Raw genomic sequence first — 11,915 nt, 5'->3', positions numbered from 1 at the left:
CGAGACACGGACTAGGCGTCCCCCCTCAACCCATCCCTGGGGGCTCTTCTAAAACATCCCTGTTTTAGAAGGTCTCGCGAACAGCCCCCGGCAGGCAGGCCTTCGCATTGAAATTCACATCACTTTTCGAGTTCAGCTGAAATGACTCGGTAGTAAATATCGAAGCGCAAAAGTTGGGTCGAAGGCAGAGTATATGGTGGAGCTTTTCGGAACCGTCGGTGCCATGGATGGCACCGCCGGAGCGTACAGGACGTATATACAGCGATTCCGAAAAGCTCCACCAGATGCTTTGCCGCCACCGGACCAGCTTCAAGCGGGCCCGGTAATGACAAAGTCCTCATACCGTATGTCAGTTGCTATGCAGCTCGGCGTTGAGTTCAACCGCACTCTTGTTGGTCAGGCACTCAACTGTGCCGGTGCTGGAATTGCGGCGGAACAGCAGGTCGTTTTTGCCGGCCAGGTCCCGCGCCTTGACGGATTCTGCCACTTCGCCTTTGTCATCAAGTACTGCGACTTTGGTGCCGGCAGTGATGTACAGGCCGGATTCCACGGTGCAGCGGTCTCCCAGGGGAATGCCGGTACCGGCGTTGGCGCCCAGCAGGCAGCCTTCGCCCAGGGAGATCACGATATTGCCACCGCCGGACAGGGTGCCCATGGTAGAGCTGCCGCCGCCGAGGTCGGATCCGGCACCGACGAAAACGCCCGCAGAAATGCGGCCTTCGATCATGCCCGGACCTTCGGTTCCCGCATTAAAGTTCACGAAACCCTCGTGCATGATGGTGGTGCCTTCGCCCAGGTAGGCGCCGAGGCGCACGCGGGCGGTGTGGGCAATACGCACGCCCTTGGGCACAACGTAGTTGGTCATTTTCGGGAACTTGTCCACGCAGGACACTTCCAGCAGTTCGCCCTTCAGGCGCGCTTCCAGCTGGCGCTGGGGGAGTTCCTGCAGGTCGATGGCGCCCTGGTTGGTCCAGGCCACATTCGGCAGCTGGCCGAATACACCGTCCAGCTTGATGCCCTGGGGCTTTACCAGGCGGTGGGAAAGCAGGTGCAGTTTCAGGTAGGCCTCGGGCACGGATTGCGGTGCATCGTCGCTGTGCAGCACCACCGCGACCAGCGGGCGTTCGCTGCTGGCGAACTGGCGCAAGATGGCTGCCTGCTCGCTGGCGCCGGCGCTTTCCAGTTGTTCCGCGAGCGGCTGCAGCTGGGCAGTGTCCAGCGCGACCGCGACGTTGCCGCCGTCGATGTTCAGGGTGCCGGTCACCGCACTGGCAACTTCGTCCGTGGGGTAGATGACCGGGTGGGGGAAGAAAACTTCCAGCCATTCGCCCTTGCTGTTGCAGGTGCCGACGCCGAAGCCGATGCTGTAAATGTTACTCATGTCCGTATCCTTTACCTGAGTCTGAATTTGTTTTTTAACTACTGAAATTTATCCGGTGAAGCTGGCGTAGCTGTCGGCCTTGAAGCCGAACAGGGTGTTGTTGCCATCGGTCATGACCGGGCGCTTGATCAGGGTTGGTGTCTCGGTGGCCAGTGCTTTTGCAGCGGTGTTGTCGAGCGCACTCTTCTGGGTGTCGTCGAGGGCGCGCCAGCTGGTAGAGCGGCGGTTCAAAACCTGCTCCCAGCCAAACTCCTGCAACCACTGGGCGAGGGGTACCGAGTCCATACCATGTTCGCGGAAGTCGTGGAAGGTGTATTCCACATTGTTCTGTTCCAGCCACTTGCGGGCCTTTTTTACGGTGTCGCAATTCTTGATGCCGTAAAGGGTAATCATCTTCTTTCCTGTGGGTTGTCGATCCAGCCTTAAAAACTCAGGCTTTTTTGGTTTTCTTCGGGTTTTTGCGCGCCGGGTAGCAGGTGGTGCAGATCTCGCACACGGTGCTGTCGCAGCCGCGGGCACTGCAGTATTCGCGGCCGTAGAAAATAATCTGCAGGTGCAGTTTGTTCCATTTGTCGCGAGGGAACAGGCGCTTCAGGTCTTTTTCCGTCTGCGCCACGTTCTTGCCGCTGGTCAGCCCCCAGCGCTGGGCCAGGCGGTGGATATGGGTGTCCACCGGGAATGCCGGGTGGCCGAAGGCCTGGGCCATCACCACGCTGGCAGTTTTGTGCCCGACGCCGGGCAGCATCTCCAGCGCCGCCATATTTTCCGGGACCTGGCCGTGGTATTCGTTGACCAGGATTTCCGACAGCTTCTGGATTGCCTTGGACTTCTGCGGCGACAGGCCGCAGGGGCGGATCACCTCGCGGATTTTCTCCACCGGTACCTTGGCCATGTCGAAGGGGTTGTCCGCCAGTTGCCACAGCGCCGGTGTAATCTGGTTGACCCGTTCATCGGTGCACTGCGCGGACAGGAGCACGGCGACCAGCAGCGAATAGGCGTCGAAGTGATCCAGGGGTACCGGGGTTTCCGGATACAGCTCTTCCAGCCGGTTGAGGATGTACTCGACGCGTTCGGCTTTCAGCAGGTTGCGGTTTGGGGTTTGTATGGCTTCGGTCATGTTGAATGTTGAGCTAGTGGGCTATCGGCAGAAATCGCGAATGCGACGGGCAGCCTCGACGCACTCTTCCAGGGTGGCGACCAGCGCCATGCGCACGTACTCGCTGCCGGGGTTTTGACCGCTGGCCTCTCGCGCCAAATAGGCGCCGGGCAATACGGTGATGTTTTGCTGGCGGAACAGCTCGCGGGCAAAGGTCTCGCCATCACCGACCTTGGGCCACAGGTAAAAGCTGGCCTCGGGCTTCTGCACGTCCAGGCAGCCGTCGAGAATTTCGAGTACCGCGGTGAACTTTTCCCGGTAGAGATCGCGGTTCACCTTTACGTGCTGTTCGTCCTGCCACGCGGCAATGGAGGCGTACTGAGTCGGCAGCGGCATGGCGCAGCCGTGGTAGGTGCGGTAGAGCAGGAACTGCTCCAGGATTCCGGCATCGCCGGCGACAAAACCGGAGCGCAGCCCTGGCAGGTTGGAGCGCTTTGACAGGCTGTGGAATACCACGCAGCGGCGGTAGTCGTCGCGCCCGAGTTCCGCGCAGGCCTGCAGCAAACCGGGCGGGGGATTGTGCTCGTCAAAATACAGTTCGGAATAGCACTCGTCGGAAGCGATGGTGAAATCGTACTTGTCCGCGAGCGCGATCAGCTGCTTGAGATCATCGAGGTCGAGCAGGGCACCGGTGGGGTTGCCGGGGGTGCAGATATACAGCAGTTCGCACGCCTGCCAGGCAGCCTCCGGTACCGAGTCAAAATCCGGCTTGAACCCGCTCTCGGCACTGCAGTTGATAAAGTGCGGCGTGGCACCGGCGAGCAGCGCGGCACCCTCGTAAATCTGGTAAAACGGATTCGGCATCAGCACCGTTGCACCGGGTGCGACCATAGCCTGGGCAAATGCGAACAGGGCCTCGCGGGTGCCATTGACCGGGAGCACCTGGGTGTCGGCGGCCACCCCCGCGAGCTTGAAACGTGTGCACAGCCAGTCGGCGATGGTTTCCCGCAGCGGGTCCAGCCCCTTGGTCACCGGGTAGGCGGTGAGCTTGTCGAGATTCTCGATCAACTCGTCGCGCACAAAATCCGGCGGTGTGTGTTTCGGCTCACCGATGGACAGCGCAATATGCGCGAGCCCCGCCGGCGCTTCCAGGCCGGATTTCAGTTTCGCCAGCTTGGCGAAAGGGTAGGGCTGCAGGTTTTGCAAGTTGGGATTCATACTCGCGTTGCTTCCGATTGTTTGAGTTTCATTCCGTTGTCTGTCGCCAGTCCGGCTCCCGCAAAGCCGTTTACGGCTGCGGCGGCAGGGTAGCCTGGTGGGCGTCCAGTTCCTGGCAGATCGCCTGTTCCAGGGTTTCTACCAGTTCCATGTCCGTCAGCGGATTATCGTCCGCGTCGGTGATATGGAAAATATCCTCCACCCGCTCGCCGAGGGTGGAAATCTTCGCGTTGTGCAGTCGCAGGTCGTGACTGATAAAGATGCGCGCAATGCGCGCCAGCAGGCCCGGGCGGTCGGCACTGATGATTTCCAGGGTGCTGTAGATATCTTCCGGCTCGGTGGAGATGTGCGCGCGGCTGGGCAGGTGGAACATTTTCAGGCGGCGCGGTGTGCGGCGCTTGATCACCTTGGAGTAGTCCTCCACCAGCTTCAGTTCCTGTTGCAGGGTATTGCGTATCTGTTCCAGGCGCTGCGGTTCGTCCAGCAGAGGTTGGCCGGACTCGTCTAGCACGTAGAAGGTATCCAGAGTGTAGCCACCGGCGGAGCTGTACAGGCGCGCGTCGTGAATGTTCAGGTTCAGCATGTCCAGGCCGGTGACCACGGCGGCGAACACATTGGGGCGGTCCGGGGTATAGACGAAAACCTCGGTGGCACCGTCGTGCTCACCGGGACCCGAGTTGCGTGTCAGCACCAGTGTGTCGCTGTCCGCATCCCGCTTCGGATCCTGCTGCAGCTGGTAGATGGCGGCGGTGTGCCAGGTGATATTGTCGGCGCTCTCGCGCACGAAATAATCCTCCCCCATTTCCGACCAGATATCCTCCACCGAATTGCTCGGCAGGCCCATCGCCCGCAGCATATTGCGCGCCTGAGCCTGGGTTTCGATATAGATCTCGTCCCGGTCGATGGGGTTTTCCAGTCCCCGGCGCAGGGCGCGCTGGGTGTTCTGGTACAGCTGGCGCATCAGGCTGGCGCGCCAGCTGTTCCACAAATCCGGATTGGTGGCGTTGATGTCGGCCACGGTCAGTGCGTAGAGGTAATCCAGGTGCTCGCGGTCGCCCACTTCCGCGGCAAAGGCGTGGACCACTTCCGGGTCGGTAATGTCCTGCTTCTGCGATACCGCACTCATCAGCAGGTGCTTTTCCACCAGCCAGCACACCAGGCGGCGGTCGCGGGCGGACAGGCCGTGGCGGCGACAGAATGCGTCGGCATCCACCACGCCCAGCTTGGAGTGGTCGCCGCCGCGGCCCTTGGCGATATCGTGGTAGAGGCCGGCGATGTACAGCAATTCCGGCTTGCGCATGCGCGACATGACTTCTGCCGCCAGCGGGAACTTCTCCCAGGCGTCGTCGCCGCGGAAGCTGCGCATATTGCGCACCACCTGCAGGGTGTGGGCGTCCACGGTGTAGATGTGGAACAGGTCGTGCTGCATCTGTCCGGTGACACGGCCGAATTCCGGCAGGTAGCGGCCGAGAATACCGTAGCGGGTCATGCGGGTGAGCTGGGTGGAGAGGCCCCGGGGGCTGCGCAGCAGTTGCATGAACAGGCGCGCGTTGACCGGGTCTGCGCGGAACTGGTCGTCGATCAGGTGCCGGTGTTCGCGGATCAGGCGGATGGTCGAGGCGCGCACCCCCTGGATCTCGGGGTTGTTGGCCATCAGCACGAAAATTTCCAGCAGCGCCGGCGGGTGCTCAATAAAGGTGCGGGTGACCGCGGCCTCGATAGTATTGCCGCGCAGCTGGAAGCGCTCGTTGATGGGGGTGACCGGCAGGTGGGTGCCCCGCTGCAGGATCACTTCGTCGAGGAACTGCAGCAGTACGTCATTCAGCTCCCGCAGGGCCATCACAATGCGGTAGTAAGTATGCATGAACTGCTCTACCGCAAGATGGATATCGTTGTCCTTGTAGCCGAACTCCCGCGCCAGTTCCCGCTGGTAGTCGAACAGCAGTCGCTCTTCGGGACGCCCTGCCAGCAGGTGCAGGCCGTAGCGCACCCGCCACAGGAAGTCTTCCCCGGACTGCAGGATGGCGAACTCTTCTTCGGTGAAAAAGCCCTTGCCCTGCAGCTGCTTCAGGGTGCGCACGTGGAAGTAGCGCTTGGCCACCCAGTTGATGGTCTGGATGTCCCGCAGCCCGCCGGGGGCGTTCTTGATGTTCGGTTCCAGGTTGTATTCGGCGCCGCGCTGCTTGCTGTGGCGCTCTTCCTGCTCGGCGTATTTGGCGCTGAAGAAGGCCTCCGCAGGCCAGATTTTGTCCGGTGTCAGGCGCTCGCACAGGGCTTCGCACAGGGCGGGGTTGCCGACGACCGTGCGGCACTCCATCAGGTTGGTGGCGACGGTAATATCCTCCGCCGCCAGTTCCACGCAGTGATCAATGGTGCGAACGGAGTGGCCGATATCCAGTTTCAGGTCCCACAGCAGGGCGACAAGACGCTCGATATTGTCGATGGTGGCGTCGTCCGGTTTGTCTTCGCCCAGGATCAGCAGGTCGATGTCGGAGTGGGGGTGCAGCTCGCCGCGGCCATAGCCGCCAACCGCCAGCAGGCTGATGTTCTGTGGCCAGCTGAACTGGTGCCAGGCGTAGTGCAGCAGGCAGTCTACAAACAGGGCGCGCTCGTATACCAGGGTACGGATGTCCTCGCCCTCGCGAAAGCGGCGGGCCATGTGGGTATCGGCGGCGCCGATGGCGTCCTTGAAAATTTCCAGGGCGGGTTTGGCCCCTTCCGCCAGCGCGCGACGAAAACGCGACTGGTCGAAGAAGAACAGGGGCTTTTCAAAATGCGGAGTTTTGGCCAGCTGCATGGAATCTGTCTGCGTTGTTGCCGGTGTTGCGCCGGGAAGTCCCGGACCGGTAGTTCCGTCCCTGGCCGCGATAGGCCATATTTGCGCGAGTGCCCCGGAGGCGCTGGGTCCCCCGGGGTTGCCAATGCTTAGAAGGATTCTTCCTTGCGCGCGGTGAGAATTTCTACGCCGTCACTGGTCACGGCCATGGTGTGCTCCCACTGTGCCGACAGGCGCCGGTCCACGGTGACTGCAGTCCAGCCGTCCCGCAGTACCCGGCAGCCGGGTTTACCGGCGTTGATCATGGGCTCGATGGTGAAGGTCATGCCTTCCTCCAGCACCTGGCCGGTGCCGGGCTTGCCATAGTGCAGGATCTGGGGCTCGTCGTGAAACACGTCGCCGATGCCGTGGCCGCAGAAATCTTTCACTACCGTGTAGTAGTTCTTTTCTGCGTGTTGCTGGATCACGTGACCGATATCGCCGAGGGTGGTGCCCGGGCGCACTATCTCGATCGCCTTGTACAGGCACTCCTGGGTAACCTTGACCAGGCGTTCGGCGTGGGGTGCGGGTTTGCCCACGAAGTACATCTTCGAGGTGTCGCCGTACCAGCCGTCTTTGATGACGGTGACATCGATATTAATGATGTCGCCTTTCTTCAACACCTTGGATTCCGACGGGATGCCGTGGCAGATTACTTCGTTGACCGAGGTGCAGATGGATTTGGGGAAGCCCCGGTAGCCGAGACAGGCGGGAATTGCCTGCTGCACGTTGACTATGTGGTCGTGGCAGCGCTGGTCCAGCTCTTCCGTGGTGACACCGGGAACCACATATTCGCCGATCATCTCCAGCACCTCTGCGGCCAGGCGGCCTGCGGTGCGCATTTTGGCGATCTGTTCCGGTGTTTTTACGGCTTTGGTCATGAAAAATCCTGATCTTGCTGCGAATGTGTGTAGGCCAGACGGGGTGGCGAGCCTTGTGCGGCGCGGTATTGTAGCGGAATTGGCGTTGCGCGGCATTATGCTGTTGGGGAGATCGGTTGTGGCCGGGGCGGGAATTGCCGGTTGCGGAGGCATTCGATGGCGCCCCTGAAGCTTCCAGCGGTGGGGGTAATGTGGTATAAAGCGCGCCGCCTCGGGTGCAGACCCGGGGCGAATACTTAACTGAAGGGCCTCGGCCCTCAACAAACGCCGCACATATACCGGCACATTCGCCTGGGTGTCTCCCGGCCTGAACTGCCATTTTCGGTGGTCTTGCCAGAGGGGATTGGCGAGTGGGGTATATGGAGGATAAAACCCGGGAAGACCTGGCTTAGAGCCCGCTCTTCCAATTGATACTGAGGTTTATTATGCCGCAAGTCAGCATGCGCGATATGCTGCAGGCTGGTGTCCACTTTGGTCACCAGACTCGCTACTGGAACCCGAAGATGGGTCAATTCATCTTTGGCGCCCGCAACAAGATTCACATCATCAACCTGGAGCACACTGTTCCGGCCTTCAACGAAGCGCTGCAAGTCATCAAAGGCATGGCTGCGCAGAAGAAGAAGATTCTGTTTGTTGGTACCAAGCGCGCCGCGCAGAAGTCCATCAAAGAGCAGGCCGAGCGTGCAGGTCAGCCCTACGTCAGCAACCGCTGGCTGGGTGGTATGCTCACCAACTACAAAACCATCCGCGCTTCCATCAAGCGTTACCGCGACCTCGAAGCCCAGTCTCAGGACGGTACTTTCGAGAAGCTGACCAAGAAAGAAGCCCTGATGCGCACCCGTACCATGGAGAAGCTCGAGCGCTCCATCGGTGGTATCAAGGACATGGGCGGCCTGCCGGACGCGCTGTTCGTGATCGACGTAGAGCACGAGCGTATCGCTATCCAGGAAGCCAACAAACTGGGTATTCCGGTGATCGGTATCGTCGATACCAACAGCAGCCCGGAAGGCGTTGACTACGTTATCCCTGGTAACGACGACGCGATCCGCGCGATCAAGCTGTACACCACTGCAGTTGCCGACGCCGTTCTGGCCGGTACTGCTGACGCCGGTGGCGCTACTGCTCAGAACGAGTACGTGGAAGCCAGCGACGATCAAGCTGCTGCAGAGTAAGCAGTACGCTGCTAGTAGCGTAACAATTTGACGTTACGCTACAGGGAAAAAGGGGCCTTGGATTCGGCCCCTTTTTTCAATTTCATTACAGAATTTGAATCTGAACTCCGAGGATTGAATCATGGCGATTACCGCGTCAATGGTAAAAGAACTGCGTGAGCGCACTGGCCTGCCGATGATGGAGTGCAAAAAAGCACTGACCGAAGCGGATGGCGATATCGAAAAAGCGATTGATGATCTGCGCAAGGCTTCCGGCCTGAAAGCAGCCAAGAAAGCCGGCCGTACCGCGGCAGACGGCATTGTTGCAGCCAAGGTCGCCGAAGATGGCAGCTACGGCGTACTGGTCGAAGTGAACTCAGAGACCGACTTCGTTGCCCGTGACGAAAACTTCCTGGCGTTTGTGGCCAAGGTTGTCGACAAGGCCTTCGCTGACCGTCAGCAGGACGTTGCAGCGCTGATGGCCGGCGAGCTGGAAGAGGCCCGCGAAGCACTGGTACAGAAAATCGGTGAGAACATCGGCGTGCGTCGCATCCAGCTGGTTGAAGCGGCGAAAGTGGGCGCCTACGTGCACTCCAACAACCGCATCGCAGCGATCGTTGCCCTGAGTGGCGCCGACGTCGAAACCGCGCGCGATATCGCCATGCACGTTACCGCGGTCAATCCTCAGGTCGTCAAGCCTGAAGATATGTCTGAAGAAGTGCTGGAGAAGGAAAAGGAAATCATCAAGGCGCAGCCGGATATGGAAGGCAAGCCGGCGGAAATCGTCGAGAAGATGATGGGTGGCCGCATCAAGAAGTTCCTCAAGGAAAACAGCCTGGTTGAACAGCCTTTCGTCAAGAACCCGGACGTTTCCGTGGGTCAGCTGGCTAAAGGCGCTGGTGCTGACGTACTCAGCTTCGTGCGTTTCGAAGTGGGTGAAGGTATCGAGAAGGAAGAGGTGGACTTCGCAGCGGAAGTGGCCGCTCAGGTCAAATCCAGCTCCTGATGCTCTAAATACCGGCGCTTCCTGTATGGTGGCGCCGGCTCAGCGGGGTGCTCCCGGTGTGTTCTGTTGAATGTGCCGGGGCGCCCCGCTGTAGTATCTGCCCGGGAGTATCTGGACTCCGGGTCAGGACTTGTACGGAAAGTGATCGATTGGGCCGGGGATTGGCCGAATATACAGTTAAGTGACTTGCCGGATAGGTAAAGCGTCGAATTTGTTGTAATGTTCGGCGGGCGTGAACCGGAACGCTGGTTCCGTCTCACCACAAAATTGAGCCCGTTATGGTTGAGGAACATAGGATGCCTGGTGTTAAAGACCGCAAATACAAGAGAATCCTGTTAAAGCTCAGCGGAGAAGAGCTGATGGGCGAGCAGGGGTTTGGTATCAGCCCCAAAGTGCTGGACAAGATGGCGCTGGAAATTGGCCAACTGGTAGGAATTGGCGTTCAGGTCGGCCTCGTGGTTGGCGGTGGCAACCTGTTCCGCGGTGCCGCGCTGAATGCGGCGGGACTGGACCGGGTGACCGGTGACCATATGGGCATGCTGGCCACGGTGATGAATGCACTGGCCTTGCGCGATGCGCTGGAGCGCTCGAATATTTCTTCCCGGGTGATGTCCGCCATCCAGATGAGTGGCATTGTCGATCACTACGATCGCCGCGCCGCAATCCGCTACCTTGAGCGGGGAGAAGTACTGATTTTTGCCGCCGGAACCGGCAACCCTTTCTTTACCACGGACTCGGCAGCCTGCCTGCGCGGCATCGAAATTGAAGCGGAGCTGGTACTGAAGGCCACCAAGGTGGACGGGGTTTACTCTGCGGACCCGGTACTGGTGCCCGATGCGACCCGCTATGATCGCCTCACCTACGACGAGGTGCTGGACAAGAAGCTCGGAGTGATGGATTTAACTGCAATTTGCCTGTGTCGGGAACAGAACCTGCCTGTGCGGGTTTTCCGTATGGACAAGACCGGTGCGCTGCTCAATATCGTGGTGGGCGGGCAAGAAGGCACACTTATCGAAGAGGATGTGAATCAGTGATTGACGACATCAAGAAACAAGCCGAAGGGCGCATGAAAAAAGCTATTGAAGCGCTCGGTGGCAACTTCAACAAAATCCGTACCGGCCGGGCGCACCCGAGCCTGCTCGACGGCATCCATGTTTCCTATTACGGTTCCGATACCCCGCTGTCCCAGGTGGCCAACGTCACCGTTGAGGATGCGCGTACCCTGTCCGTTACCCCGTGGGAAAAGAACCTGGTGCCGGATATTGAAAAGGCCATCATGAAGTCGGACCTGGGTCTGAACCCGAGCACCGCCGGTGCAGTGATCCGTATCCCGATGCCGATGCTGACCGAAGAGACCCGCAAGAACTTTATCAAGCAGGCCAAGAGTGAGGCGGAAAGTGCCCGTGTCTCCATCCGCAACAACCGTCGCGATGCCCTGGCGGAAGTGAAGGCGCTGGTGAAAGACAAGGAAATTTCCGAGGACGACGAGCGTCGTGCAGCGGACGAAATTCAGAAGCTGACGGACAAATATATCGCCGAGGTGGAAAGCGCACTGGCGAGCAAAGAAAAAGACCTGATGGAAATCTGATGAGTGCTGGTGGTACCGGAGTGACGGCATACGATTTTCAGGGGCCCCGCCATATTGCCATCATCATGGATGGCAATGGTCGCTGGGCCGCGCGCCGGGGGTTGCCGCCGTCCTCTGGTCACAAGGCCGGGGTCGAGCGTATTCGCGACCTCATTGAGGCCTGTAAGGAGCGTCGCGTCGAAGTGCTGACGCTTTTCGCATTTTCCAGTGAAAACTGGCAGCGCCCGCCGAAAGAGGTGGAGTTGCTGATGAGTCTGTTTCATTCCTACCTGCGCAAAGAGGCGCGCCGCATGCAGGAGCAGGGTATACGCCTGCGTATCATCGGCCGCCGTGACCGGTTCTCGCCGCGCCTGCAACGGGCCATCGCCGAAGCGGAGGAGATCACCCGGGACGGCACCAGCGGCACCCTGGTGATTGCCGCTGATTACGGCGGCCAGTGGGATATTGCCCAGGCCGCGCGCCAGCTGGCGGATGAGGTCGCTGCCGGGAAGCGCAACCCTGAATCCATTGATGAAGCGGCGCTTGCCGAGCGGGTGCAACTGGCGGACCTGCCCCCGGTTGACCTGTTGATTCGATCCAGTGGTGAGCAGCGCATCAGCAACTTTATTCTGTGGCAGGCTGCCTACAGTGAATTCTACTTTACCGATACACTGTGGCCCGACTTCGGCGAGGCCGAGCTGGATGCCGCGCTGACAGCCTATCGCCAGCGGGATCGCCGCTATGGGGGACGTGGTGATCAGGGCCTGGAAGCGCGGGCCTGATCGCGACGAGTATTGAAG

The 11,915-nt window shown here is 60.0% G+C and carries 11 protein-coding genes; 5 read left to right on the top strand and 6 right to left on the bottom strand.

Features of this window, described 5'->3' with window-relative positions; all coding sequences use genetic code 11:
* Positions 1-349 precede the first annotated feature (349 nt).
* The 6 genes from dapD to map form a co-directional block, all read right to left on the bottom strand.
* Positions 350-1,381: a 2,3,4,5-tetrahydropyridine-2,6-dicarboxylate N-succinyltransferase gene (gene dapD, locus QZ511_RS06995; RefSeq protein WP_295800992.1), complete on the bottom strand. Its 1,032-nt coding sequence runs from the start codon at positions 1,379-1,381 to the stop codon at positions 350-352.
* A gap of 48 nt (positions 1,382-1,429) precedes the next feature.
* Positions 1,430-1,774 carry an ArsC family reductase gene (locus QZ511_RS06990; RefSeq protein ID WP_295800991.1) on the bottom strand — a complete coding sequence of 115 codons (345 nt, stop codon included), beginning with the start codon at positions 1,772-1,774 and terminating at the stop codon, positions 1,430-1,432.
* Positions 1,775-1,811: 37 nt separating this feature from the next.
* Positions 1,812-2,465, bottom strand: coding sequence for an endonuclease III (gene nth, locus QZ511_RS06985; RefSeq protein ID WP_295800999.1), 654 nt, complete (start codon positions 2,463-2,465; stop codon positions 1,812-1,814).
* A gap of 54 nt (positions 2,466-2,519) precedes the next feature.
* Complete coding sequence (gene dapC / locus QZ511_RS06980) at positions 2,520-3,695, bottom strand: succinyldiaminopimelate transaminase (RefSeq protein ID WP_295800989.1); 1,176 nt, start codon at positions 3,693-3,695, stop codon at positions 2,520-2,522.
* A gap of 70 nt (positions 3,696-3,765) precedes the next feature.
* Positions 3,766-6,492 carry a [protein-PII] uridylyltransferase gene (locus QZ511_RS06975; protein ID WP_295800986.1) on the bottom strand — a complete coding sequence of 909 codons (2,727 nt, stop codon included), beginning with the start codon at positions 6,490-6,492 and terminating at the stop codon, positions 3,766-3,768.
* A gap of 128 nt (positions 6,493-6,620) precedes the next feature.
* Positions 6,621-7,391, bottom strand: coding sequence for a type I methionyl aminopeptidase (map, locus tag QZ511_RS06970; protein WP_295800983.1), 771 nt, complete (start codon positions 7,389-7,391; stop codon positions 6,621-6,623).
* A gap of 425 nt (positions 7,392-7,816) precedes the next feature.
* Between map and rpsB the strand changes: the two genes are divergently transcribed.
* The 5 genes from rpsB (at position 7,817) to uppS (ending at position 11,897) form a co-directional block, all read left to right on the top strand.
* Entirely contained in the window at positions 7,817-8,563 is a 747-nt protein-coding gene (gene rpsB, locus QZ511_RS06965) for a 30S ribosomal protein S2 (protein WP_295800980.1), read from the top strand.
* 121 nt (positions 8,564-8,684) lie between these two features.
* Positions 8,685-9,548 carry a translation elongation factor Ts gene (gene tsf / locus QZ511_RS06960; protein ID WP_295800978.1) on the top strand — a complete coding sequence of 288 codons (864 nt, stop codon included), beginning with the start codon at positions 8,685-8,687 and terminating at the stop codon, positions 9,546-9,548.
* Positions 9,549-9,844: 296 nt separating this feature from the next.
* Positions 9,845-10,582, top strand: a complete 738-nt coding sequence (gene pyrH, locus QZ511_RS06955; protein ID WP_295800974.1) for a UMP kinase — start codon at positions 9,845-9,847, stop codon at positions 10,580-10,582.
* Entirely contained in the window at positions 10,579-11,136 is a 558-nt protein-coding gene (gene frr / locus QZ511_RS06950) for a ribosome recycling factor (protein WP_295800972.1), read from the top strand. Before pyrH ends, frr begins: the two co-directional genes overlap by 4 nt.
* Positions 11,136-11,897 carry a polyprenyl diphosphate synthase gene (gene uppS, locus QZ511_RS06945; protein ID WP_295800969.1) on the top strand — a complete coding sequence of 254 codons (762 nt, stop codon included), beginning with the start codon at positions 11,136-11,138 and terminating at the stop codon, positions 11,895-11,897. Before frr ends, uppS begins: the two co-directional genes overlap by 1 nt.
* The last annotated feature ends 18 nt before the right edge of the window (positions 11,898-11,915 follow it).

Origin of the sequence: uncultured Microbulbifer sp. (assembly GCF_913055755.1) — a bacterium.
Taxonomy (GTDB): Bacteria; Pseudomonadota; Gammaproteobacteria; order Pseudomonadales; family Cellvibrionaceae; genus Microbulbifer.
The sequence above is the reverse complement of the archived record's forward strand: the minus strand, read 5'-3'. Positions and strand labels throughout refer to the sequence as shown.